Genomic DNA, 24,019 nt, shown 5'->3' with positions numbered 1-24,019 from the left:
CGTAAAAGCAATGAAGTGTTGATTAAACTAGACTCCTCAGTTATAAACTTAGTCCTTTGTAAGAGTGGATAGACGTAGGTAGTCGGAAAGTCTGGAGTCGTCAATGTCAGTACGCAAAGCGCTCCTCGCGCTCGTCTCTCAGCGGCCTGCTGGTGTGTACCGCCTCAAGCAGATGTTTGAGGATCAGACTTGCGAAGCTTGGCCGTTGAATATCGGTCAGGCTTATCAGACGATGCAACGCCTTGAACGCGATGGTTCTGTCTCTTCGCGCCAGGAAACAAACGCTGGGCGGGACTCTGAAGTCTTCGAGGTCACCGAAAAGGGTCGCGAGATCCTCAACGACTGGTGGAAGACCCCGGTTTCGCGTCAGAGCCCGGAACGCGATGAGCTCGTCATGAAGCTTGCCGTCGCAGCAACTGACCCCAGTGTTGATGTCACGGCACTCATTCAGACCCAGCGTCGTTCCTCGCTGAGGGCACTGCGTGATGTTACGCGTCTGAAGTCGCTTGCCTCGGATGAAGAACTCGCATGGAAGCTGATTCTTGAGCGTCATATCTTCGACCTCGAAGCGGAACTGAACTGGCTGGATCACATTGAGTCCGGTGCCGTTTCCGAGGTCGCTCGTCGCGCAGCATTCGCTCGCTTCAAACGTCAGGAACGTCAGAAGTCTTCGAAGAACGTTGCTACCGGCGTGCGATGAGTTTGAACTCCCATCCGGTTGCTCTTGTCGATATCTTTCACGAATACGGTACCGGCAATACGAAGGTTCAGGTGCTCGCTGGGATCAACCTACAGGTTGAGCCTGGCGAGCTTCTTGCCATCATGGGACCTTCGGGCTCTGGTAAATCCACACTGCTTGCCATCGCTGGAGGACTAGAGCGCCCAACGTCGGGCAAGGTTTACATTCACGGCGAGTCCTTTGCAGATATGTCGTCTGTGGAATGTGCGATGGTTCGCCGTAAGTCAATCGGATACGTGTTCCGCGATTCAAATCTACTTCCCACCCTGACTGCGGTGGAAAACGTTGAAATGCCACTTGAACTGGATGGTTTTTCTTCCTCGAAAGCACGCGATGCTGCACTTTTTGCCCTCGAGGAAGTGGGAGCTCTTGACCTTGCTGAAAAGTTCCCGGATGGCCTGAATGGTCGTGAGCAACAACAGGTTGCAATTGCCCGCGCTCTGGTTGGTCGTCGCTCGATTATCATGGCTGACGAGCCCACCGGTTCCCTCGATTCTCACTCGGGTGAACAGATTATGCTTGCTTTGCGTCAACAGATTGATGCGGGCGCTGCAGGAATCCTGGCGACTCACGAGGCCCGTTTTGCCGCGTGGGCTGACCGTACAGTTTTCCTTCGTGATGGGAAGATGACTGATACCTCTTCGTCAGATCGGATTGAGGATCTTCTATGAGCGAAGGCGGATCCGGATTGAGCCACGGAATTCGCGCACGTGCTAATACTTGGAAGATTGTATTGCGGATATCGAGGCGCGCAACGATCCGTGATCGATGGCGTACCCTGACGTCGTTACTGATCGTTTCGCTACCGATCGTGCTGGTTATTTCGTCGATCACTCTCTGGTCGATGATGTCATCATCACGCTATTTGGCGATACAGAACTTAGGGCCGAATGATTCGACTCAAGCGCGAATTACACGCGTCAGCTTTAATCCGATCGAACAGGATTATTTGGGTGAACCAGCGGGTGATGTGACTTCTGCGTCCGTGGATTCATCGTCTGTCGATGAGTTTCAACTGAATCGGTGGCTCCCCAGCGATGCTGTGATGGTCACAACGCTATCTTTCCCGTCGGTCAATGTGTCAACTGAAGACGGTTTACGCTCTGCATTAGTTACGACAGCCACAGAGACTTCGTCGTTGGATATTTTTGCTGAGAAGGATGAACAGACTCCGAGGCTTGAAAATGGGCATGCTGTTCTTGCTTTAGACGTTGCTACAGAACTGAACGTGGGCGTGGGGGACACGATTCATGTTTCAGTATCAAGCACGAGCATGAAGCCATCAATTACTGCGACGGTCATGATTGACCAAGTGGCGGATCAGGAACGAAGCATTGTTGTAGGTCTTGGAACTTTTGCATCGAGATCGCCGAGTGAACTTCAAGGAACCTCTGCTCACTACTACATCTTGAGTGAATCCCCTGTGACGTGGGACGACGTGCAGCTGCTCAATCATTCAGGCTTCGCTGTTATCTCTCGTGCTGTTCTGGCACATCCCCCTCAGAACGCTCCGCCTCCGCAATCCACGGAATTTTCATCGGCTCAGGCATGGCTTCCATTCATCATTGTTATCGGTGTTCTTCTGGTTTTCATCGAGCTGATCCTGTTCGTCTCACCGCTATTCGCGGTCGCTCAAACGAACGGTATCCCCAGCGCGATTACGATGCTTGCCGTTGGCGCGACACGTTTTCACCTGATTCGTCTGATGATGTCGCTGGGACTGGTACTGGGTGTCCTGTCGGCATTCCTGTCCCTTGCAGGGGTGGGGATCGTCCTTGGTACCTTCGTCCAGACTCAAGGTTTAAGTCTGTCGATGATTCCTTGGGAAGCTCTAGTCTTCTCCTTCATTTCACCGATTGTGGTGTGTCTGATCGCCTGTTACGCGCCGTCTCGTGACCTTGCGGACACGGATGCGACCACGCTGTTCTCTGGGCATACTCGTGCGCCGTCGCGTCTTGTTCGGAAGATCCCGTTCTACCCGCTTCTTCTTGTCCTTGCTATCCCGCTTTTGATGTGGGCAGCGATGGCGGGGGCTCTGGGGATTCTTGCTTTCGGCCTAGCCCTGCTGATCAGTGGAATTATCGGAACCGCTCCTTACTTTGTTGCATATGACTGGCGCGGCCGACGCCCTCCTTCGCTGGGTTTGCGTCTTGCGGTTCGTGACGCGGTCAGGAACGGCCAGCGGACGCTTCCAGCAATGGCCTCGTTGATGACCACCGCGCTACTGGCCACAGCGCTTCTGATCACTCTGACAAGCGCGAACGAAGCCGCGTGGAATGCGCACGCGCACCTGGGGCCGAAAGGAAGCGTCTTCGTGTCGGACGCCGATGTCACGGATATGGTTTCTCAGGCGCGAGTGATTCACGATTCTGCCGCTGCAGCTGTGACGGATCGTCGCTCGGTATCGAGCGCCACCACGTTGTCAGGGCTGAAATGGGAATCCACTCATTGTGGCCCCTCCATCGTGATCGAAACGATCTCCCCTGACGAGTCATCCACAGAGTCAATGAACGACCATGTTCCCTCGCTCGCGGAATTGGATTTGGCGTACATCGTGGACGATGGCACTTTCCTCTCCGCCTCCAACCTGATTTCCGGTGACGAGATGGTGAAGGCCGTAACGACCCTGAACTCCGGTGGCGCGATTATGCCGAAGGGCTCGTACATTTCTGAATCGGGCCAAGCGACACTTCGTGCTCTAGATATGAGCGACACGGTTGAGGCAGCTACGCAAGGCTCGAACACGGTTCCTGACCCCACCACGGTGTCCGAAGCCCAGATTCAAGCAATCACCTGGTCGAAGCTGAACGTGATCGTCTTGTCTCCCAAAGCTGCTGAAGTGTTGAAGGTTCCCGTCCTTCCACTGGGACAGCTTTTGATTGTTGATAAGCCCGTGTCTGTTTGGGCGATGTCGGGATTTATTTCAGCAATTGAGTCGAGCGCCCCCGGTTCATCGGTGACGGTCATTCAACCTCCGTTGTCGACCATCATCATGCCCTACATCGCTACGCTGATCGCATTGCTTTCCGCCACCGGAACGATCGCTTTGATTGTCGTTCTTTCGGCTAACGCTATGCGTCCCGACTTCGAGACGCTGGAAGCGATTGGTGCGTCTAGGACTCTCCGTTCGCGCGTTACCGCCTACCAGGGCATGGGACTCGCATTGCTCTGCTTGCCTATTTCCATACTGTCCGGCTTGATTGCAGGGGTGCTGACGGTCATGACGATCGCTCGTTCAGGTGTATTCCCTGAGCTTGCAAACCTTCATCCTGTGATCCCGTGGTTTCAGGTGATCGTGATGTTCTTCGGTTCTCCGATTTTGGCGACTGTCGTTGCGGGCGTTGTTGCTTCGCGCCAGCAGAAGCCGGGCTCCCTGATTTCGGTGAGCTAGGCCGCCTACTGACTGCGGTGCTCGAACTGAGCCGGACAGTCAGCGCCCCGGCGTAATCCCCCCCCAGTGACGCCTCGTCAATCCCAATCGAAATCGGAAAGATGATGGTCGAGACGCGCATGTTCATGAGAGTCACGCCCGCGTAGGCGATCCAACTCTCGGCGCTCTTTCTTCGACGGGCGACCAGTTCCACGTTCACGCTGAGCAACCGGGATGAACAATCTGGGACGAGGGGGAGTGAGGTCCTCGTAGCAGACGCGCGCTTGAGGGGCACCAACGCGTTTGACCAGCAGTTTCGTTACCGTCAGTATCTGGTCGAAACCGTCGACTCGTAGGCGGACCTCGTCGCCCACCTTCACTTTTTGAGCGGCTTTTGCGCTGTCACCGTTGACTTTCACATGTCCGGCGCGAGCCGCAGAGGTTGCTTGCGACCGCGACTTGACCTTGCGGATAGCCCAGAGCCACGTATCGACGCGAACCGAGTCTCCGGGTGCCAAAGCGCCTCGGGGAATCTCGACGGCCTTCTGCTCGGTGGTAGAGGTCGACGGGGATTCGCCCGAGGTGCCCGGTGTACTAGTCATACGGCAATCGTAGACGGTTGCCGAGGGAGCTAGGCGAGGCGTGCTCGCAGTTCGCTCACGGAGGTTTGGCGACGCTTCGCAACAGCACCGATCGAAACGATGAAAGCAAGAAGCGACCATGCGATCAACAGACCTACGGTGTGCCCAAGGTTCGTCGCACCGACTCCCAAAACAAGCGCTCGTAGCGTTCCTTCAACCGCAGGAAGGATCATCGCGCCTCGCAAGCCACCAATGAATCCGCTGGTCGGCTGGCCGGCGAAAATGCCGACGAGCAACACTGCTTGGAAGGCGAATAAAACAACGGAGATTGCCAGTCCTACGCGCTGACCAAACGCTGCGATCAGTGCTTGCTGAACGATTGCGAGCGTCAGCGCACTTACCACAAGAATGACGAATGTTGCGACGGGGCGAGTTGTCATGGCTCCGGCAATACGCAGTGCGCCACCAAGGATAGCTGCGGAAACACCGGACACGATCAGGTTCGGCCAAAGGGCATTGAACGCGAGTGCAGCGGGGGTGGCCGCCGAATCAACGCGCTTGGAATTGAGCGCGCCGAACGCGAGTGCCCCCACCATTGTCGCCAGCCACAGGGCAAGAACCGCTGCGGTGGGAGACCACGATGTCGTCGTATCCTGCTTACCAGAAGTGGAGGTGACGTCGATCGGAGTGGCCAGTGCCTTCGCGGACGAGGCCGCTTCTGCCTTCGAGTGTGTGGGGATCTGATCGGTGGCTAACTGGAGTCCGTCGGCGAGCGTGGTGGAACCGTCGCTCAGCTGATTCAGGCCGTCAACCAACTGGTTGGCACCGGAGTTCAGCGTTTGGGCTCCGCTGACCAATTCGCCGGTCTTCGACGCCAGAGTGGAGGCTCCGGAGGATAGTTGGGAGGCGCCACTATTCGCCTCTAATGCACCGTCGGCGAGCGTTGAAGCTCCGGAAGATAGAGCAGATGATCCGCTATGGGCCTGGGCAAGGGAACTCGACAGTGTTGATGATCCGCTAGCTACCTGATGGGCTCCCGTGCTCAGCTGGCTGACACCGTGGTCGAGCTTCGTCGCCCCGGCTGCCACCTGCGAAGCAGCGGAGTTCAGGTCGGAAGAGTTTTTCCCAGCCAGCTGGCCCATGTTTGCCACGACGGTGTCAATACCGCCGGAGACCCTGGTGGCGCCTGCGCTCAGCGTGCTCACTCCGGCTTTCAATGCCTGGAGCTGTGTGCCCGTGGAGTCCACCGAGTTTTGCGCCACGGTTGCTCCTTGGCTGAGTTGAGTTGCCAGCTGTTCGGCACCGGCAGAAATGCCTTGCGCGTATTGGGTTGCCCCCGTGCATGCTACAGCGCTTCCTGCCTGGCAGGCGCTAATGAGTGCGGGTAGCGCGTCTGCGTTGGTCTTGATGGTGCTTGCTCCGTTGCTTGCTGCACTCAGCTGACCGGGCAGAGCGTTGAGAGCAGTAGTGTCGAGGGTGCCCAACTGCTGATCCAGCTGGGTAAGGCCGGCTGCGACCTGTTGTGCGCCCGTCTGCAATGATGGCGAGGTCCCATCAAGAGACTGAGTCATGCCGGCGTAGAGTTGGGCGGCTCCGCCTGTGTACTTCGCGACTGCTCCTGCCAAAGAGGAGGCGCCGTCGCTCAGGGAAGTTGAGCCGCTCTTAAGAGAATCGATGCCCATGGCCAAGGAGGAGGCTCCGGAAGCGAGCGTGGTTGAGCCGTCGTTGAGAGCGCTCAACCCGTTGTCCAACGTGCGCGCTCCGTCTGCCAGGGATGAGCTCCCCGAGGTGAGCTGAGCAACTCCGGAACTGAGCGTAGAAGCCCCATTTGCTAGAGAGCGTGTCCCGTCGGCAAGCTGGCCACTTCCACTTGCCAGTGTCGATGTGCCGTCAGCCAGCTGACGCGCTCCGTTAGTCGCGCTGACTTGTCCGTCAGCAACTTGGCGCGCTCCGTCGGCGGCCTGGCCGATCTTATCGGCAATTGTCCCCGTGGCTTCAAGGGATTGCGTCAGGTATTTGACAGTGAGCGTCGTACCGAATTCCGATGCGGCACTGTGAGCAAGCGCATTCGACAAGGTGCCAAATGCATCGCTTGAACCGTCCGCAACTTCGAGGTTCAGTTGTGGAACATCGCCAGAATTGTTCACCAAAATGTCGACCAGAGACTGTGAGAAGTCCTTGGGGATCGTGACGACAGCATCGTAGGTGCCGTCATGAAGACCAGAGGCTGCGGTCTCTTCGGTAACAACCGACCAGTTCAGTGATTGCTCGCCGTTGACGTCATCCTTGGTCAGGGCCGCAATGATTTGTCGGCCACCGGGCACCTGTGTCCCATCATCCAGCGTCGCAATTTCGTCGTTGTTCACGATGGCAGCACTGATCTGGCTGGCGTTTGCCGTGCCCGCATTGACGCCGAGTAGGGTGGTCAGTCCCAGCAGAGTGGGGAGCAGAAGGATCAGAGTCAGAAGCATCCAGTGGCGTTTCATCGAACATTCTCCTTTGAGGTGGTGGTGCTCGCACCCAGTTCAACGTCGGCTGCTGGGGTGAGATTTTCAGGGACGACGAGGCCGCGCTTGCCGGTGACAACCACGGTCTTACCTGCGGCGATCAATTCGTCGATACGTTTCCACCGCCTGGTTCCCGGATCGTCAACGATCACGATCCTGGTGTGTGTAGGAACAGCGTCATCGTGGTTATGCAGTGAAAGGGTTTGACGTTGGACGAATGCGGTCCCGTCTGGGAGGACGCGATCGCCGACGACGATGATTCCCCGTGTTGGACGAAGACGTGCGCTGATGATGGTTGCGAGCGCGTGACGCGCTAGGGTGTCGTCGCTTCTGACGATGCCGAGTTCTCCGGGTTTCAAAACAAGGGTGAATCCGCTGAATACGACGTCGCTTCCTTCTTGGACGCGAACTCCTTCCATCCTGAGGGAGGATTCGCCGTGTGCTTTTACCCAGTCGGCGTGTTCGAGCGAGCGGGCAAGCCCCTCGCCTTCGACGTCGACAACGGGGAGCATGCGGTCAAGCCATGCGGGCATCCACCATGCGCGCTTGCCGAGGAGCGCCATGAGTGCGGGGATCAGGGTCATGCGTACGACGAAAGCGTCTGTTGCGATGCCGGCGGTCAGGGCGACAGCGATGGGCTTGATGTAGACGTTCCCGTGTGGGATGAACGCCGCGAAGACGCCGGTCATGATGACGGCCGCTGCTGTGACGACCGTGGATGATCCGATGAAGCCGCGTCGAACAGCTCGCTTGGCGTCGCGGGAGTGGATCCATTCTTCACGCATACGCGAGACAAGGAAAACCTCGTAGTCCATTGCTAAGCCGAAGAGGACACCCATGACGATCACGGGGAGGAACGAGATGACGACGCCCACTTTGGTCACGTGGATGAAGTCAGCGAAGTAGCCCCATCCGAAGACAAGGCCGACTGCGCCGAATGCTGTGCCGAGGCTCAGCAGATAGCCGAGAGTTGCTGTCAGTGGGACAGCGATTGAGCGGAAGACAATCATCAGCAGAATGATCGAGAGCCCGACAACAACAATGCCGAAGGGAACAAGCGCGGCATTGAGTTGGCTGGCAATGTCGATGGCGACTGCGGTTTGGCCCGTCACCATGATGTCACGGATCCCAAGGTCGGTTTCAATCTGGGATGCGTCATCGCGAATGGTTCGAACAAGCGCGTGAGTTTTCGGATCGGTCTGGCCCTTTTCCGGAAGGATCTGGACGAATGCGATCGTTGCATCCTGGTTCGGTGTTGCCAGTGCGATTCGGTCGACGCCGTCTAGGGACGAGAGGCGATCGGCGAGAGCGTCCGTCACTTCGAGTGGCTGAGCCGTTTGGGAAATATCCGCGATGACAACAATGGGGGAGTTGTATCCGTCACCGTAGGCTTGTGTGATCGCATCGTAGGTCTGACGCAACTGCGTATCTTTGGCTTCGTATCCGTTGTCAGTGAGCCCTAAGCGCATACCGGTTGCTGGAATCGTTGCGATACCAAGAATCGTAATGACGACAAGGACCGTCAAAGCGGGAATCTTCGTGATTGTGTCGATCCAACGTGCAGCAAAGGAACGGTGCTTCTTTGCGGGCTTACTATTGTTCGCTACGGCCTTACGGGTGCGCTTCTTTGGAGTTGCGCGCTGGCCAAGAAGAGCAAGCAGAGCCGGAACAGCGGTCAAAGCAACCAGAACCGCAATGCCAACAACAATCGCTGAGGAGACGCCCATCACCGTCAAGAACGGGATACCAGCAACACCCAAGCCAGTAAGTGCAACGATCACCGTGCCACCAGCGAACACCACTGCCGACCCCGCGGTCGCGTTTGCGCGAGCCGCGGCCTCGTGAGCCTCGATCCCTTTGGCGAGATACTCGCGAGCGCGCGAAATGATGAATAGCGCGTAGTCAATGCCCACAGCCAAACCGATCATGACCGCGAGGACCGGGGTCACCGAATTGATCTGAATAAACGTTGCGCCAACAAGAAGCGAGGCCATGCCGACACCCACACCGATGAACGCTGAAAGGATCGGTGCGCCCGCGGTCAGTAGTGACCCGAAGGTGACGAGCAGGACGATCGCTGCGATCAAAACGCCGACCAGTTCGGTCGCGGATAAGGCAATATCGACCGTCTTGCCGATATTGCCTCCCAGCTGGACCGTAAGCGCGGAATCGGAATCGTGGACGGATGATGCTAATTCATCAAGGGCGGCTGAAACGTCGTGAGCCTTCGCATTTTCACCGCCCGCGAGCGACCCCACCGACGTGTCTGCTTGAATCTGAACAAGCGCGTTCTTCCCGTTGTCGGTGATCGTGGAACGCTCAGAATCAAACGGGTCGGAGACCAGCGCGACACCGTCGATATCGCCGGCCTTGTCGACGAACTCATCGATTGCTTTCTTGTGAGCGGTGATATTCGAGTCCGACGCGGTGAAAAGTACCTGTTCGGATGTGCCCGCAGCCTGGGGGAGTCGCTCGGCCAGGATCTCCAAGCCGGTCATCGACTCAGCTTCGGCGATCTTGAAAGCGCCCGACAGATTAATGCCGAGTAATCCAACGGCAATAGCGAGCACAGTAAGAAGAGCTGCCCAGATGGCAAGCGTCCGCTTCGCATGGTCTGCGCACCAGCGGCCTACGCGGTGAAGAAGGGAGGACACGTTTGGTCCTTTCGATGAATCGCATCAATGTTTCGATACAAAAGCGTATCCGATTCACAAATGTATTGAAACTTCGATTAGGGTGATCCTATAGATATTTTCAGTCCTCGAAGGAGGGGCAGTGAGCAGCAAAACCCGCGACGTACGCAATCGCGTCAACACCCGCGCCCGCCTTCTCGACGCTGCCGCAGACGTCTTCGTAGAAAAAGGATTCTCCGGCGTAAAAATTGATGACGTCGTCAAAGCAGCGGGTTTTACCCGAGGCGCCTTCTATTCCAACTACTCGTCAATGGATGAAGTATTGAAGGATGTCCTCGTCCAACGCGCCCACACAATCGTCGATGAAATCGAAGCGGCGCTCGCGGGTATCGAAGGCGAACCCGACGTTGGCACCATCATGGCAGTCCTTGACAGTTTTTCGGCGCAGGGGCGAACAATGTACGTTCTGACCTGCGAATACAACCTCTACATGATGCGTCATCCCGAACTTATCGCTAGCGATGATGCATTCCCCGTCACTGAACGTGAACAGCTCGAAGCAGCAGTCGGAAGAATCGTCCGCGGCGTGCTCGCCCGAATGGGACGCCAATCGATTTTCGAGCCAGGAGTGATCTCGCGAATCCTGACCACCTTCTATCTGGAGTCGTTTGCGCCCTCAATGGGCGGTGGTACGAATAAGCGGATGCTCGCCCAAATGATCGAGGGGCTTATTTTCGCCTCGTCGCGACTGATTTCCTCCCAGGGTGATAATTGGGACGCAACTAACGCCGGGCTCACCCCAACGTGGGCAGTTCCACGCACAGAAGATGGAACTGAAAATGGAGCCTGACTAGGGTTGAAGCATGGCCTCCCTGCTGATTGCGAACCACCTTCTTACCCTCTTCCTGGTTGTTGGAGTGGGTGCTGCGCTCGGCGCAATCCGCTTTGGTCCACTTCGTTTCGGCGCAGCCGGGGCACTCTTCGTCGGCCTCGCAGCCTCCGCGTGGAACCCCGAAGTCGGCGAAGGCATGGAAATCGTCCAACAGATCGGCCTAGCATTCTTCGTCTATACGGTCGGCATCTCGTCGGGCGCAGTGTTCTTTAAAGACATTCGAAAACAGACGGCGCTTCTTGGAAGCTGTGCCGTAGTCTGCGTCATCGGCGCAATTACCGCGTTCATCGGCGGCGGTCTGCTTCAGCTTCCCAAGGGGCTGACACTCGGCCTATTCACCGGTGCTCTGACCGCTGCTCCTGCCCTAGACGCGGCCACTCGCGTCACCGGCGACCCGCAAGCCGCAGTCGGTTACGCCTTCGGATACCCGATCGGCGTCATCATCGGGATCATCGTTGTTACCATGACCGTCACCCGCAAATGGGTGGGCGAAAAAGACACCCCCTCACTGGCCGGTCAGTCCTTGGAAACGATGACTGTTCGCGTTGCCAAACGCATCAACACCCGTCACGTAACCTTGTGGCGTGACCAGCAGGTTCGCATGTCCTACCTGCGTCGCAAAGGCGAAACCCGCGTTGTCGTTCCCGGTGAGGACCTGTACGAGGGGGATCTCGTGCTGGTTGTGGGCGACCCGGCAAAGATTGAAGAAGCCGCGTATCAAATCGGCGAACCCGTCGAGCACCACCTTGAAGATGACCGCTCGGATGTCGCATTTGAGCGCATCCTTGTCTCGAACCCCGAAGTTGCCGGCCAGCCGATTTCTGCGCTCAATGTAGCCACACGTTTCGGCGCTGTTGTCACGCGCGTCCGCCGAGGCGACCTTGACTTGCTTGCCCGAGACGACCTAGATCTGCAACTCGGCGATCACGTCGCCGTCGTTGTCCCGACAGATGAGCTTGATGAAATCCAGTCCTTCTTCGGAGACTCCGAAAAGCGCGTTGCGGAAGTCGACGCAATGGCGTTCGGTATCGGTCTGGTGCTGGGCATGTTGCTCGGCGCGATTCCGTTCCCGATGCCATCGGGGGCCTCGTTCACTCTTGGCTCTGCTGCCGGCCCGCTGATCGTTGGCATGTTGCTGGGTGCCCTGCGTCGCACCGGGCCGCTGGTATGGACACTTCCCACCTCGGCGAATATTACGATCCGTCAGATCGGCTTGCTTCTTTTCCTTGCTGGTCTCGGCTTGAATGCAGGGCCAGAACTCGCTTCGCTTCTGACCAGCCCCGATGGTCCGAAGGCGGCGCTGCTCGCTGTGATATTGGTAGTGGTCTGCTGCGTGGCTCAGGCTCTTGCCGGTCGATTTGCCGGTCTGTCCGCGCCTCGTAGCGCCGGTGGAGTCGCAGGTTTCCTGGGGCAACCGGCAGTCTTGCAGGCCGCGGACGCCCGCGTTCCCGATGAACGCATCGAGGCCGCCTACGCGAGCCTGTTTGCTTTCTCCATCGTCGTGAAGATCCTGTTGGTTCCGTTCATCTGGTCGATCTAACACCGACGTGCTCCACCGCCACCGCCATTGGTGGCCATTGCATGAGCTGAACGGATGTTGGGTGTGCGGTATGAGTACCCCACACGGTGCGAGATTCAGCGTGCGAGACTCCAATTCCCGTCGTCAGATGGACTCATGAACACACCACACGCAATTGCATACACCGTTTCTTCTTCCAACACCGGTGTCCTTGGTGGTCAGGCCGTTCCGCCGTTGTTTCCTTCGAGGACTGAGCTCACCAGCTTCTGATCGTGAGAACCTTTGCCTAGGGGGATTATGCAGAACTACTCATTGGTGCCCCGCGGATCGTCCGCGGGGCACCAATGAGTCTGAGTACGTCAGGCGCCCAGCCAGTAGGCCTCGAGCGCCTTCGACATACCAATCAGGTCGTTGACGTGGCTCATTTCGCGAGCCGAGTGCATCGACAGGAGGCCGACGCCCACATCCACCGTCAGAATGCCCAGGCGAGTCGCCGTGATCGGGCCAATCGTGGATCCGCACGGCATCGCGTTATTCGACACGAAGTCCTGAGATGGCACGCCCGCAGCAGCGCACGCGCGGTGCCACAGGGCAATACCTTCTCCGTCGGTCGCATAGCGCTGGTTGGCGTTGATCTTCAAGACCGGGCCTCGTCCCATCACCGGATGAGTTGCCGGGTCGTGATACTCCGCGTAGTTGGGGTGTACTGAGTGGGCGGCGTCCGCGCTGATGCACGACGAAGCGGCAAACATGCGCGCAACCCCGTCGGCGTCGCGATTCAGAGCGTAGGCGGTACGCTCCAGAACGGTCTGCAAAATCGGGCCGGCAGCACCTTCGCGGGTTGCGGAACCAATTTCCTCGTGGTTGAAGCACATAAAAATTCGAACGTCACCATCGGTGGGAGTCCCAGCCTTCGTCAGGCGCTCAAATGCAGTCAGAGCGGCGTGAACGGAGGAAAGATTGTCCTGCTGACCCGCAGCGAAGAACTGGCCGGACTCGCCAAAAGTGGCAGGGCCTTGCTGAGGAATCAGGATCAAATCATGTGACACGATGTCCTTGACATTCACGCCGGCGTACTTCGCGACCTCAGCCATGAAGTTCGCTTCCGAGTTATCGACGGTCCACACTGGGTGCAGGTGCTTCTGCGGATCGAGCTTCAGCCCTTCCGGGTTCACGCCACGATCCAAGTGAATTGCCAGCTGTGGGATACGTGCCAGTGCGCCGGTGCGCACCAGAACTTGGCGACCGTCCTTCATCATCAATCGGCCGGCAACAGCAAGCTCGCGGTCAAGCCACGAATTCCACATCATGCCACCGTAGACCTCGACGTCAATCTGACCCCAACCATCTGCGGTCGACGATGTCAGCGACGGCTTCACGTGGAAAACAGGGGAATCGGTGTGCGCACCAACAATACGGAAGCCGGTCTGCTCAGTGACAGAAGTCGGAACGACCCACGCTGCGACGGCGCCACCGCGAACCATGACGTGTCCGCCGGGACTCGCGTTCCACGGCTCAGTTTCGTCCTGGCGAGTGAAACCTGCATCCACCAGGCGTTGCGCCACCAAGTCGGCGGCGTGATATGGGGAAGGGGAGTCAAGCAGGAAGTGCTGATAGTCGATCGTATGTACGTCAGTCTCAGAGTAATCGAAGTAGCCCATGGGTTAATCGTAAGCCCGACTATGCTGAGGGTATGTCTGCAATGAAGCATTTAGACACCTACGCCCTGAACGACGGCACCACAATTCCCCTGATCGGCTTGGGCACGTACAATTTGCGTGGTCACGCCGGCGTCGAATCAATGGTGAACGCGATTCATGCCGGATACCGTCTGCTGGACTCTGCGTTCAACTACGAAAACGAGGGGGCTCTGGGCCAAGCGGTCCGCACTTGTGGCGTTCCACGCGAGGACCTGCGCCTAGTCTCAAAGCTTCCTGGTCGCCATCACCGCTACGAACAAGCCGTTGACACGGTTGAAGAATCCCTGTTCAGTGCCGGTTTGGACTACTGGGATCTCTACCTGATTCACTGGCCGAACCCGCGTCAGGGGCTCTACGTTGAAGCCTTCCAAGCGCTTGTTGACCTGCAGAAGAAGGGCTTGATTCGATCGGTTGGCGTTTCGAACTTTCTGCCCGAACACATTGAGCGCCTGCGCGACGAAGTCGGGGTTGTTCCCGCTGTCAATCAGATCGAGCTTCATCCGTACTTCCCGCAGGCCGAAAGCCTTGAAGCCCACCGCAATCTTGGTGTTCAGACAATGTCGTGGAGTCCGCTGGCTCGAAAACTGCACGTTGTCGATGAGCCTGTTCTCACTCAGATCGGTCACGAGACCGGTAAGTCTCCCGCGCAGGTTGTCATTCGCTGGCACCTCCAGCGTGGTACTCTTCCGATTCCGAAGTCAGCAAGTAAAGAACGTCAGGCGGAAAATCTCGACGTATTCGACTTCGAGCTTAGCGAAGACCAGATGGCGCGTATTGCCACTCTTGCACGCCCCGATGGTCGCAGTGCGAACCAAGACCCCGCTTTCTACGAAGAGTTCTAAGCCGACGCTTACAAACGCATATGAAAAGGATGAACTATGGCACGCAACCCCGATGATCTTCGTCGGAGCTCGAACGTTAACTTTTTTGTCGCAGCTTTTTCCGCGTACTTGGTCTATGCCGTGGATTTCTGGCCTCGCTGGATTTTCCTTGCCGCTGCCATTGGTTTCGTTCTCTATGGCTTGAAACTGCGTAAGGATGCCGATCGAATGGGAGACGGGCGGTGCGCCAAAGGTCGTTGACTCCACGGTTTCGGACTTGGTCGATAACAGCTAGTTTTCACTCGCTCGCCGTGTGATTGATTCACGAGGTCGCCCACCGCTTCTCGCCCCTCTCTTGCATCAAGGGCGGAGTGAATACGCGGTGTGTCTAGCGGATCCTCGCTCGCAATTCGGGCAACAAAAAGGACGAGGCTAGGTCAGCAGACCCAGCCTCGTACCCAAGAAAAAGGCGCCAACTGGCGACGTAGCGCTTACTTGTCCAGTGGAACGCGGTACACGTTCGTCTCACGCAACTCGAAACCGGCGCGCTGGTAGAGGCGGTTCGCTGCCTCGCGTGACGGACGGCTGGTCAGATCGACCGTGCGTGCGCCAACTTCCTGAGCATGGCGAATCGCGGCCTCAACGAGCGCCTGACCGGCACCCTGGCCACGAGCAGCTGAATCAACAACGACATCCTCGACCCAGGCGCGCACGCCGGTCGGGATCTCGAAGGTTGCCAGCGAGAGCATGCCGAGGATCGGGAAAGCGCCGGACTCGTCAGCCTTGTCGGAGCGGAAAACGAACAGGTGAACGCCGGGCTGAGAAATGAAACGCTCGCACCCAGCCGCGTCCAGTGGGGCAGCTGAACGGGACAGCTGAGGAATCAGGCGCTCCATCGCCTCGACGATTTCGGGGGACGATTCGGTGATGATCTCGATGGTCATAAGGGTCCTTTCACTTCGCGTCTTCACGCAATCCTGTCGCAATCTTGTCGCAATTCTACGGGCGAAGGCCACCCAAGGAAACGACCGTGATCGCCCTTCGAATGTCACGTCGCCTTATGCGTCCCAAACCGCGAGGTCAGACGAATAAACAGTTCGTGCTCTTTCGGCTGATCCGCATGGACCTAGCCGGCTTGCCCCGCGGTCGCGAGCAGTGAAATTGGAGCGGAAGGCCAGGGAGCGAAACCTGTCCGGCCTCGTACATGGGCGTTTCATATTTGGCGAAAACCCAACGTTTCTGCACGCGCTAGGACACACAGTAGAGCGAAATGTCGACGATCAACTTCGCAATCCAGAGCGGGATTCCGACGTGAGTCAGAAGTCAAAGGCCCACGTACGACGTGCCAACGAGCGTGACAGCGAGGGAAGCGTACCGGAGACCAGTTGAGACAAGAGTGCCAGGGCGAGCATGGAAAACCTTCCTATTAAGAGCAAAATTGCCGTTCGCGGAAACAATGCGAGCAATGATGACGGGTAGGGCCAGGCTGCCGATCACTGTGCGCAAGCCGAGGACTGTGACACGGTCGATGACCGCGCCGTTTTCCCCTGCTGAAACGTTTTCCATCTGCACCTCCCAAGAAAACTGTCGAACTTCCAATAGTTATCTTGGTCGGCACCTTAGTTGGTATCTTGGTCGGTTGGTCGGTTGGTCGGTTGGTCGGTTGTGCTAGTCAGGTCAGATTTGCTGGACGTGTTGTCGTAACGTAGCCATCGACACATACGACGGTTCGTGCGTCATACCGGACAGAACACATTCTGATGACACCTGTCAGAAAAGCGCTGTGAACCACCCGTTAAACTCGGACTATGCGCCACAGTGATGCTCCGGCCCTCGTACTTGCCAACCTTGGAACTCCGAAAACTCCGACGACTGCGGATGTTCGCACGTATTTGCGTGAGTTCCTCAGTGATTCGCGAGTCATTGAAATGCCGAAAGCTGTCTGGCGCCCGATCCTTGAGGGAGTGATCCTGCGCGTTCGACCGGCCCAATCCGCCGCGAAATATCGGACCGTGTGGCTGGATGAAGGATCCCCGCTACTGCACTACACGACACGTCAGGCGGAACTTCTGAGCGAACAGCTTGGAATGAAAGTCGTGCCCGCAATGCGCTACGGCCAGCCAAGCCTCGGAAGTGTCCTTGATGATCTGATGACGCAGGGCTATCGAAAGATCGCGATCCTGTCGGCCTACCCGCAGTATTCGGCGACCACGATTGCGTCCGTGAATGACGCGGCCGCCAAGTGGCTACTGTCGAGGCGCGAGCACCCTGAAATCCGGCTATCCCGTTCGTTTCCGACTGCGTCCACCTATATTGACGCGCTTGAAAGTCCAATCCGTGAGTCGTGGGAGCTCAACGGCACTCCGGACTTTGCCGGTGGTGACCGTCTGATCCTCTCGTTCCACTCAATTCCGGTTGCCATGTCGAAGAAGGGTGATCCCTACATTGACGAATGCAAGGAAACGGCTGCGCTTCTGCGTGAGCGACTGGGACTGAATGAAGAGTCCTGCATCGCTACTTTCCAGTCTGTTTTCGGTCCTGCCGAGTGGAATGGTCCGGCGACGATCGACACGGTTGGTGAACTCGGCAAGCAGGGGACGAGGCGCGTCGATATCATCTGCCCCGGCTTCGTTGCCGACTGTCTGGAGACCCTTGAAGAGATTGACCAGCTGAACCGTACAGCATTCACTGATGCGGGCGGATCAGAGTTCCACTACATTCCATGGGCCAATGAAGCGCAGCCTGCAATTGACGCATTGGCTGAGCAGGCGCGAAACCTGCTTGCCGGCTGGGGTGATTGAGGCCAAGCTGCGGCGTGCCGCAATTCCTGTTAGCCGTGGGGCGTACCACGTGGAAATGGGGCATATTCATGGCCGAGAACTGGACGTTAGTCATTCTTGGCGGGAGTCGGAGGGATCGACTCGGATTCGAAGAAACCGGCACAGTAAAGATGATTTACGCCAGTGAGTTCGATCCATATGCCGTTGAAACGTACGAACAGAACTTTGACCTCACAGTAGATGGTCGCGATATTCACGAGGTTCTGCCTGAAGAAGTACCCGATGCCGATATCTTTGTCGGAGGTTTCCCCTGTCAGGCTTTTTCAGTGGCGGGATATCGTCAAATATGGGCGAAGGAGGACACAACGTTCAAACTGGGGGCATGCGCCCAATTTCTGAGCTTGTCTCAGTGCTCAGCCAAGCCTGAGGCGATTGTAGTCAGCAACGCTCCAAGGCAATTGCAACCTCGGCGTGGCTTGATTGCTCCAGATGGATGTCAAATGGTCATTTTTGCCGATTTTTTCGGTACCGTTCGTTCTCGGAAATAAATCCACAACTTTTACACCCTCAAAATCGCCATTTTATCGACTTCGGACGTTCTCGGAAACAGGTCGATGTGGTTGTTCCTACTATATATAAGCGGACGCGCAGATTTTCCAATCGTCTCTACTCATCGCTCTGAGGGAATATGTCCGAAATCCCATCGTCTCGATTCTAATCATCATCGTGTTTACCGCCGCGTTGATACGGTTCTTTTTCTTTCCAGATCAGACCATCCTTTGTGCGATAATGCTGTCCGTGTGCGGGCACTGTATGCTCAGCCGGCGATGATCGCTCGTCTGGATAATCTCTACTGGAAGATGGGCTATCCAACTCATCCGAACTCGAATAATCGCTGTAGTCGTCATCAGAAGAACCACTGATATCTTCTTCTGACGAAGAGGAACTTGATCCACCGCCCGACTCGCTGGCGAGATATATTGCACCTACTCCAGCAATTATATACCCCGCAGCCTTTAATGCACCCGTAAGAACAGGATGCTTTTTACCAAATTCGTTTGCAACGTCAAAAATATGGGAAATCTTATTCTTATCACCAATGCCCTCATGTGTCTCAGGTGGAGCTACTGTAGGATTCTTTTGTGATATGTTTTCAGAGTGGTGCGACACATCCTCTTGTCGTGAAGGTTTTGTGTGCTCTGTAGAAGTTGTATCATGCTTGACCGTTTGTAGTTTTTCGCTATTATTCTGGCTCTCAATAACAGGACTGCATACCGGCTCACTAAGATTAATCGGAGCACAAGGAGTAGGTTTATTATCTCCGAAATCTACGAACTCTTTCGTTTCCGGATTATAGTACCAGTTAGTCGGATTCTGCCAACTTCCTTTATGTGCCTCCAGATGTTCATCTCTTGAAAGAAACTGAATATTATCCGGATCGCCCTGATACTCAGAATATTCAGCAGCGCTCTTCATGTGCTGGCCTTCAAAAGCACGCCCATTTTCGTCGTAGGCTTTTCCTTTTTCAGGATCAAGAATGTCCTTTTGCTGATCCTGCGACCAGTCCCGTGTTCCTTTGCCTTCAGCGACTAATTTTTGCTCTCTTTCCCAAGCAAGTCTTATCGCCTTATTTCTTTCCTTTATACTTGTTTTTGGCATAGGCTCACTCTCCTATACCAAGCAAGTCATAAAGGTCGTTCAAAAAAGTGTAAAAATCATCATAGGTCAGCTCGTCATCAACACTTCCTGCCTCGTGATTGTATATCGAAATTTTCTCTCCCGACTTCTCACATAATACCGGATCGCCTGAAGCTAATGCGCCGATGACAATGTAGTTTTCATCAGGCCTGTCATTTTCATTTACATCAATAACTGGCTTATGGGCCACACCGTAAAACTGGACTCCGGCTGGCAGAAATAATTCACCACCATCAGAGTGCAAAAGCCACTCTTTATACTTTTCAGGAAGTGTAATTTCATGTTCTTTCTCGAACCGAGTAATCTGTTCTTCTGTTGCTCCTTCGAGAAAAATCATCTTCCCTTGTTTGTTAAGCCTGTCAACGATGACTTTTAATTCTTCTATAATCATAAATTACGCTCCTTTGCATTACAGATCACTCGCAGTCCCTTTTTGCCACAGAGCGTTTTATCTGCTCAATGATAAATCAGCCCGATTGCCAGAAAAGTGGAGTATCACCGTATTTTATAGCTTATTACGCTCCGACCCTTGACATCAATACTGCCGTCTCCACATGATCCGTGTGCGGGAACATGTCGAATATGCGCGCTTCGAGGCCCCGATAGCTCGGCATTTCCGTCAAGTCGTGTGCGAGCGATTTCGGGTTGCACGACGAGTAGATGACTCGCGGGATTCCAGATTCGTTAATCCACGAGGCCAATTCTGAGCCGATCCCTCGACGTGGCGGGTTAATAACCAGCACGTCCGGTCGGCTTTCTTCGGGCTGGCGAGCAGCCCAAGCCGTCGCGTCCTTAGCGATGAACTGCGCGTCCGCGCGCCCCAGCTTCAACTGGCGAGCACCTTGAATTGCCGAAGCTATCGCCTGATCCGATACTTCCACGCCTGTTACGGGAGTAATGCCGGCTGCTGCCAAGTGAAGAGCGAAACCTCCGACCCCGCAGTAAAGATCCCAGGCTGAGCGAGGATGGTCGGCCTCGTTATCCGAAACTGCCCATTCGGTGACCTGGCGGTACAACTTTCCGGCCACCTCCGTATTCGTCTGCGTGAATGAACGAGGCCCGAGCGCCAGCTGAACATCGCCGACCGCCATCTTCAGTGTGCGACGCGTGGTCAGAATGATCTCGTCGGGACCTTCGACGATCGCTTCGTGTGTGGGGTGAATGTTTGCGGTGACGACCTCAATATGGGGCACCAAGTCAAACAAGTAGGGGAGTGCCTTGCGAATATCGGAGACGCGGTCGCGCGTGCGAAGCACGAAGCGACACATCAGAGCATTATCCACGCCGACGGTGAGTAGCACATACTTCAACTCGCCGCTCTTCGTGGGCACGTCATACGGCGTCAGGTTCAGCTGGCGAATAAAGCGCTTCAACCCCGGCGTCGCACGGTTAATTGCAGAATGCTGAATCGGGCAATCCGGCAGGTCAACACCCCTGCGATCGCGTCCCAAAATGCCAAGAGTCGGCCGACGCCTCGTGCCACCGACGACCAACTTTGCGTTCGTGCGAAAGCCGGTCGGCGACGAGGCAACAGGGGGAAGCCATGCGATATCGGTGGCTCCAGCAACGTCGGCTAACTGGTCGCGAACACGCGTTGTCTTCGTGGCAAGCTGGTCGCCGTAAGGAACCTCAATATTCGTGCACGAGTGGCAACGACCTGCATTCCAGTGCTGACAGAGAATGTCGCTTGTGGAACGCGGGGAAAGCCTGAGCTGGATCGAAGACACAAGGTCCGCCTATTCGCTGTAAGGGGGAGGGTCGGATACGTCTCAGTATTCTCTCACTCCTTGGCAGGTAAGACGGAAGTGAGTGTTCGCTGCCTTAAAGACAACGTCGCAGACTGTCATCTGATCGGTGATCGCGTTGGGGAAGTCGCCCGGAGTGGCTTGCTTTCGTGGTGATGTAACGCCGGTTGAGATCAAGAGCCTCGTAGTCAGCCTCTTCCATGACTCCAGTTGGGTTATCGTCGACGGGATCGCTGAAAACACCGGTAAGCGCTTGGTAATGTGTCAAGTCAAACACGCTCTTGACCTGCATAAATGTGTGAACATTGAGTTTTGGTGACTCAACTTTTCGTTTTCCTCTTGCGTGGTGAAGTTTGGGTGTATAAAGTTGAGCCTGTCGGACTCAAGTAGGCGCCTTGCGCATACGGCAGTCCAAGAAATCTTCACATGCAGTCACCGGCGAAGCTGGGTGACTGAACGAAAGGAACATATACATGGCACGTGCAGTAGGCATTGACCTCGGTACCACCAACTCCGCAATCGCTGTCCTCGAAGGCGGTGAACCCACAATCATCGCGAACGCAGAAGGCATGCGCACCACGCCTTCCGTCGTCGCATTCTCCAAGTCTGGCGAGGTCCTCGTTGGCGAAATCGCAAAGCGTCAGGCTGTGACCAACGTTGACCGTACGATCTCCTCGGTCAAGCGTCACATGGGCACCGACTGGAGCATCGAAATTGACGATAAGAAGTACACCGCTCAGGAAATCTCCGCGCGCATCCTCTCCAAGCTGAAGGCTGACGCGGAAGCATTCCTCGGTGAACCCGTCACCGATGCTGTCATCACTGTCCCCGCCTACTTCAACGACGCTGAGCGTCAGGCAACGAAGGACGCAGGCCAGATCGCAGGCCTCAACGTCCAGCGCATCGTTAACGAGCCCACCGCAGCAGCACTTGCATACGGCCTCGAAAAGGGCAAGGAAGATGAACTCATCCTGGTTTTCGACCTCGGTGGTGGAACCTTTGACGTCTCCCTGCTCGAAATCGGCAAGGACGACGACGGTTTCTCGACCATTCAGGTTCGCGCAACCTCCGGCGACAACCGCCTCGGTGGCGACGACTGGGATCAGCGCATCGTCAACTGGCTGATTGATCAGGTCAAGGCGAAGACTGGCGCGGACCTGTCCAAGGACACCGTCGCTCTGCAGCGCCTGAAGGAAACCGCTGAGCAGGCCAAGAAGGAACTCTCCAGCGCAACCTCGACTAACATCTCCCTGCAGTACCTGTCGATGACCGCAGACGGCCCGATCCACCTGGACGAGTCCCTGACCCGCGCAAAGTTCGAGGAAATGACCTCGGACCTGCTGGATCGCACCAAGAAGCCGTTCCACGACGTCATTGCCGAAGCCGGAATCTCCGTCAACGACATTGACCACGTGGTTCTGGTCGGTGGCTCCACCCGTATGCCTGCCGTTTCCGACGTGGTCAAGCAGCTGACCGGTGGCCGTGAACCGAACAAGGGCGTGAACCCCGATGAGGTTGTCGCCGTTGGTGCGGCCCTCCAGGCCGGCGTCATCCAGGGTGACCGCAAGGATGTCCTGTTGATCGACGTGACCCCGCTGAGCCTCGGTATCGAGACCAAGGGTGGCATCATGACCAAGTTGATCGATCGCAACACCGCGATCCCGACCAAGGCGTCCGAGGTCTTCTCGACCGCCGAAGACGGTCAGCCGTCCGTGCTCATTCAGGTCTACCAGGGTGAGCGTGAGTTCGCCCGGGACAACAAGCTGCTCGGCACCTTCGAGCTGTCCGGTATTGCGCCGGCTCCACGTGGCATCCCGCAGATTGAGGTCACCTTCGACATCGACGCCAACGGTATCGTCCACGTTTCCGCGAAGGACCGTGGCACCGGCAAGGAACAGTCCGTCACCATCACCGGTGGCTCCGCTCTTCCAAAGGAAGACATCGACCGCATGGTGAAGGAAGCTGAAGAACACGCAGCCGAGGACAAGAAGCGCCGTGAAGACGCCGACACTCGGAACCAGGCTGAGCAGGTCGTTTACTCGATTGAGAAGCTCCTCAAGGACAACGGCGAAACCGTCACCGAGGCGACTCGCGCCGCGGTTCAGGCTGACGTTGACGCCGTCAAGGAAGCGCTCAAGGGCGAGGACATCGAGGCCGTGAAGTCAGCTCTCGAGAAGCTCAACGCTTCCGCGATGAAGATCGGCGAAGAGGTCTATGCCTCCCAGCAGGCGGCTGAAGCAGCAGGCACCGAGACTCCGGCTGGCGACGCCCCCGCAGCTGATGAAGACGTCATCGATGCTGAAATCGTGGATGAGGACGACACCAAGTGAGCGAAACTGAGAACCAGGGCTTCCAGTCCGGTCCCCAGGATCACAGCGATGCCAAGGTCAACGACCAGGCATCGCAGGCGCAGGTCGCACCGAGCTCGGACGAACAGTTCGCAGCCGGCGCGGCCGCGTCCGCATCAACCGGGGAAACTGCAGGCGAAGCCACCGCGCAGTTAGCTGACGAGGCACTGACTGACATGAGCGCCTTCGAGGAACAAGTTGAAGACTCGGACCTCGCAAACGCACTCGAGAAAATCGCTGACCTCGAAGACCAGCTGGCACGTGCGCACGCTGACCTGTACAACCTGAATCAGGAGTACTCGAACTACGTGCGCAGGGCGAAGGAAGCTGCTTCAGGCCACCGTGAATCCGGCCAGAGCGAAGTCATTGAAGCGCTCATCAGCGTTCTCGATGACATCGATGCGGCCCGCGCTCACGGGGAGCTCGAAGATGGCCCCTTTGCTGCGATTGCAACGAAGCTGGAAAGCGTTCTGGCCTCGCGCTTCAACCTGGAACGCTACGGCGCTGTAGGTGAAGAATTCGATCCCACTCAGCATGAGGCCCTGCTTGCCAACGTGAACCCAGAGGTTCAGGTAGCAACCATCGCCCAGATCCTCCAGCCCGGCTATCGTCGCGATGAAAAGATTCTACGTGCTGCGAAGGTCATGGTGGACAACCCTGAATAAACCACATACCCGTATCCGCCC

At 56.6% G+C, this 24,019-nt stretch carries 21 protein-coding genes; 11 read left to right on the top strand and 10 right to left on the bottom strand.

The window, feature by feature from the left end; translation table 11 throughout:
• The first annotated feature begins 103 nt into the window (after window positions 1–103).
• The 3 genes from HMPREF9241_RS00405 to HMPREF9241_RS00395 are packed head-to-tail and all read left to right on the top strand — an operon-like array spanning window position 104 to window position 4,130.
• The gene (locus HMPREF9241_RS00405; protein ID WP_006680285.1) at window positions 104–700 is read left to right on the top strand and encodes a PadR family transcriptional regulator; all 597 of its coding nucleotides are present in this window, start codon (window positions 104–106) and stop codon (window positions 698–700) included.
• Window positions 697–1,410: an ABC transporter ATP-binding protein gene (locus HMPREF9241_RS00400; RefSeq protein ID WP_006680284.1), complete on the top strand. Its 714-nt coding sequence runs from the start codon at window positions 697–699 to the stop codon at window positions 1,408–1,410. The genes HMPREF9241_RS00405 and HMPREF9241_RS00400 overlap by 4 nt, the downstream gene beginning before the upstream one ends.
• Window positions 1,407–4,130 carry an ABC transporter permease gene (locus HMPREF9241_RS00395; RefSeq protein WP_006680283.1) on the top strand — a complete coding sequence of 908 codons (2,724 nt, stop codon included), beginning with the start codon at window positions 1,407–1,409 and terminating at the stop codon, window positions 4,128–4,130. The genes HMPREF9241_RS00400 and HMPREF9241_RS00395 overlap by 4 nt, the downstream gene beginning before the upstream one ends.
• Before the next feature lie 77 nt (window positions 4,131–4,207).
• Here the strand turns inward: HMPREF9241_RS00395 and HMPREF9241_RS00390 are convergent, their stop codons facing one another.
• The 3 genes from HMPREF9241_RS00390 to HMPREF9241_RS00380 are packed head-to-tail and all read right to left on the bottom strand — an operon-like array spanning window position 4,208 to window position 9,851.
• Window positions 4,208–4,711, bottom strand: a complete 504-nt coding sequence (locus tag HMPREF9241_RS00390; RefSeq protein ID WP_006680282.1) for an RNA-binding S4 domain-containing protein — start codon at window positions 4,709–4,711, stop codon at window positions 4,208–4,210.
• Window positions 4,712–4,740: 29 nt separating this feature from the next.
• On the bottom strand, window positions 4,741–7,176 hold the full coding sequence (locus HMPREF9241_RS00385) for a YhgE/Pip domain-containing protein (protein WP_006680281.1): 2,436 nt from the start codon (window positions 7,174–7,176) through the stop codon (window positions 4,741–4,743).
• Window positions 7,173–9,851 (bottom strand): MMPL family transporter, encoded by a 2,679-nt coding sequence (locus tag HMPREF9241_RS00380; RefSeq protein ID WP_006680280.1) that lies wholly within the window; start codon window positions 9,849–9,851, stop codon window positions 7,173–7,175. Before HMPREF9241_RS00380 ends, HMPREF9241_RS00385 begins: the two co-directional genes overlap by 4 nt.
• 121 nt (window positions 9,852–9,972) lie before the next feature.
• Here HMPREF9241_RS00380 and HMPREF9241_RS00375 point away from each other — a divergent pair, with 121 nt between their 5' ends.
• Window positions 9,973–10,680 (top strand): TetR/AcrR family transcriptional regulator, encoded by a 708-nt coding sequence (locus HMPREF9241_RS00375; protein ID WP_006680279.1) that lies wholly within the window; start codon window positions 9,973–9,975, stop codon window positions 10,678–10,680.
• Window positions 10,681–10,693: 13 nt separating this feature from the next.
• A complete protein-coding gene (locus tag HMPREF9241_RS00370) occupies window positions 10,694–12,262 on the top strand; it encodes an aspartate:alanine exchanger family transporter (protein ID WP_006680278.1) in 1,569 nt (522 codons plus the stop codon).
• A gap of 338 nt (window positions 12,263–12,600) precedes the next feature.
• Here HMPREF9241_RS00370 and HMPREF9241_RS00365 read toward each other — a convergent pair whose 3' ends face one another.
• Window positions 12,601–13,902 (bottom strand): M18 family aminopeptidase, encoded by a 1,302-nt coding sequence (locus tag HMPREF9241_RS00365; protein WP_006680277.1) that lies wholly within the window; start codon window positions 13,900–13,902, stop codon window positions 12,601–12,603.
• 41 nt (window positions 13,903–13,943) lie between these two features.
• On the opposite strand from HMPREF9241_RS00365, the gene HMPREF9241_RS00360 reads away from it, so the two are divergent.
• Entirely contained in the window at window positions 13,944–14,783 is an 840-nt protein-coding gene (locus HMPREF9241_RS00360; protein WP_006680276.1) for an aldo/keto reductase, read from the top strand.
• A gap of 36 nt (window positions 14,784–14,819) precedes the next feature.
• Window positions 14,820–15,023 carry a hypothetical protein gene (locus tag HMPREF9241_RS00355; RefSeq protein WP_006680275.1) on the top strand — a complete coding sequence of 68 codons (204 nt, stop codon included), beginning with the start codon at window positions 14,820–14,822 and terminating at the stop codon, window positions 15,021–15,023.
• A gap of 230 nt (window positions 15,024–15,253) precedes the next feature.
• Here HMPREF9241_RS00355 and HMPREF9241_RS00350 read toward each other — a convergent pair whose 3' ends face one another.
• Window positions 15,254–15,706: a GNAT family N-acetyltransferase gene (locus tag HMPREF9241_RS00350; protein ID WP_006680274.1), complete on the bottom strand. Its 453-nt coding sequence runs from the start codon at window positions 15,704–15,706 to the stop codon at window positions 15,254–15,256.
• A gap of 379 nt (window positions 15,707–16,085) precedes the next feature.
• Complete coding sequence (locus tag HMPREF9241_RS00345) at window positions 16,086–16,328, bottom strand: hypothetical protein (RefSeq protein ID WP_006680273.1); 243 nt, start codon at window positions 16,326–16,328, stop codon at window positions 16,086–16,088.
• A 242-nt stretch (window positions 16,329–16,570) separates the two neighbouring features.
• On the opposite strand from HMPREF9241_RS00345, the gene hemH reads away from it, so the two are divergent.
• Both hemH and HMPREF9241_RS09525 read left to right on the top strand, forming a co-directional pair.
• Complete coding sequence (hemH, locus tag HMPREF9241_RS00340; protein ID WP_006680272.1) at window positions 16,571–17,563, top strand: ferrochelatase; 993 nt, start codon at window positions 16,571–16,573, stop codon at window positions 17,561–17,563.
• A 68-nt stretch (window positions 17,564–17,631) separates the two neighbouring features.
• Complete coding sequence (locus HMPREF9241_RS09525) at window positions 17,632–18,090, top strand: DNA cytosine methyltransferase (protein ID WP_243440746.1); 459 nt, start codon at window positions 17,632–17,634, stop codon at window positions 18,088–18,090.
• A 166-nt stretch (window positions 18,091–18,256) separates the two neighbouring features.
• Here HMPREF9241_RS09525 and HMPREF9241_RS00330 read toward each other — a convergent pair whose 3' ends face one another.
• The 4 genes from HMPREF9241_RS00330 to HMPREF9241_RS00315 form a co-directional block, all read right to left on the bottom strand.
• The gene (locus tag HMPREF9241_RS00330) at window positions 18,257–19,201 is read right to left on the bottom strand and encodes a hypothetical protein (RefSeq protein ID WP_006680270.1); all 945 of its coding nucleotides are present in this window, start codon (window positions 19,199–19,201) and stop codon (window positions 18,257–18,259) included.
• 4 nt (window positions 19,202–19,205) lie between these two features.
• Complete coding sequence (locus HMPREF9241_RS00325; protein ID WP_006680269.1) at window positions 19,206–19,631, bottom strand: SMI1/KNR4 family protein; 426 nt, start codon at window positions 19,629–19,631, stop codon at window positions 19,206–19,208.
• Window positions 19,632–19,755: 124 nt separating this feature from the next.
• A complete protein-coding gene (locus HMPREF9241_RS00320) occupies window positions 19,756–20,922 on the bottom strand; it encodes a methyltransferase domain-containing protein (RefSeq protein ID WP_040318389.1) in 1,167 nt (388 codons plus the stop codon).
• Window positions 20,923–21,061: 139 nt separating this feature from the next.
• The gene (locus HMPREF9241_RS00315) at window positions 21,062–21,262 is read right to left on the bottom strand and encodes a hypothetical protein (protein WP_131367583.1); all 201 of its coding nucleotides are present in this window, start codon (window positions 21,260–21,262) and stop codon (window positions 21,062–21,064) included.
• A gap of 196 nt (window positions 21,263–21,458) precedes the next feature.
• Between HMPREF9241_RS00315 and dnaK the strand changes: the two genes are divergently transcribed.
• Window positions 21,459–23,315: a molecular chaperone DnaK gene (dnaK, locus tag HMPREF9241_RS00310; RefSeq protein ID WP_006680267.1), complete on the top strand. Its 1,857-nt coding sequence runs from the start codon at window positions 21,459–21,461 to the stop codon at window positions 23,313–23,315.
• Window positions 23,312–23,998, top strand: coding sequence for a nucleotide exchange factor GrpE (locus HMPREF9241_RS00305; protein WP_006680266.1), 687 nt, complete (start codon window positions 23,312–23,314; stop codon window positions 23,996–23,998). Before dnaK ends, HMPREF9241_RS00305 begins: the two co-directional genes overlap by 4 nt.
• Window positions 23,999–24,019 lie beyond the last annotated feature (21 nt).

The sequence above is a fragment of the Schaalia turicensis ACS-279-V-Col4 genome, assembly GCF_000296505.1.
In the GTDB taxonomy this organism is placed as follows: Bacteria; Actinomycetota; Actinomycetes; order Actinomycetales; family Actinomycetaceae; genus Pauljensenia; species Pauljensenia turicensis_A.
The sequence above is the reverse complement of the archived record's forward strand: the minus strand, read 5'-3'. Positions and strand labels throughout refer to the sequence as shown.

Coding starts and splice junctions, on each gene's coding strand:
- dnaK (WP_006680267.1), top strand. CDS start 21,459: ATGGCACGTGCAGTAGGCATTGACCTCGGTACCACCAACTCCGCAATC.
- HMPREF9241_RS00405 (WP_006680285.1), top strand. CDS start 104: ATGTCAGTACGCAAAGCGCTCCTCGCGCTCGTCTCTCAGCGGCCTGCT.
- HMPREF9241_RS00325 (WP_006680269.1), bottom strand. CDS start 19,631: ATGATTATAGAAGAATTAAAAGTCATCGTTGACAGGCTTAACAAACAA.
- HMPREF9241_RS00360 (WP_006680276.1), top strand. CDS start 13,944: ATGAAGCATTTAGACACCTACGCCCTGAACGACGGCACCACAATTCCC.
- HMPREF9241_RS00395 (WP_006680283.1), top strand. CDS start 1,407: ATGAGCGAAGGCGGATCCGGATTGAGCCACGGAATTCGCGCACGTGCT.
- HMPREF9241_RS00400 (WP_006680284.1), top strand. CDS start 697: ATGAGTTTGAACTCCCATCCGGTTGCTCTTGTCGATATCTTTCACGAA.
- hemH (WP_006680272.1), top strand. CDS start 16,571: ATGCGCCACAGTGATGCTCCGGCCCTCGTACTTGCCAACCTTGGAACT.
- HMPREF9241_RS00350 (WP_006680274.1), bottom strand. CDS start 15,706: ATGACCATCGAGATCATCACCGAATCGTCCCCCGAAATCGTCGAGGCG.
- HMPREF9241_RS00385 (WP_006680281.1), bottom strand. CDS start 7,176: ATGAAACGCCACTGGATGCTTCTGACTCTGATCCTTCTGCTCCCCACT.
- HMPREF9241_RS00365 (WP_006680277.1), bottom strand. CDS start 13,902: ATGGGCTACTTCGATTACTCTGAGACTGACGTACATACGATCGACTAT.
- HMPREF9241_RS00370 (WP_006680278.1), top strand. CDS start 10,694: ATGGCCTCCCTGCTGATTGCGAACCACCTTCTTACCCTCTTCCTGGTT.
- HMPREF9241_RS00355 (WP_006680275.1), top strand. CDS start 14,820: ATGGCACGCAACCCCGATGATCTTCGTCGGAGCTCGAACGTTAACTTT.
- HMPREF9241_RS00390 (WP_006680282.1), bottom strand. CDS start 4,711: ATGACTAGTACACCGGGCACCTCGGGCGAATCCCCGTCGACCTCTACC.
- HMPREF9241_RS00345 (WP_006680273.1), bottom strand. CDS start 16,328: ATGGAAAACGTTTCAGCAGGGGAAAACGGCGCGGTCATCGACCGTGTC.
- HMPREF9241_RS09525 (WP_243440746.1), top strand. CDS start 17,632: ATGGCCGAGAACTGGACGTTAGTCATTCTTGGCGGGAGTCGGAGGGAT.
- HMPREF9241_RS00330 (WP_006680270.1), bottom strand. CDS start 19,201: ATGCCAAAAACAAGTATAAAGGAAAGAAATAAGGCGATAAGACTTGCT.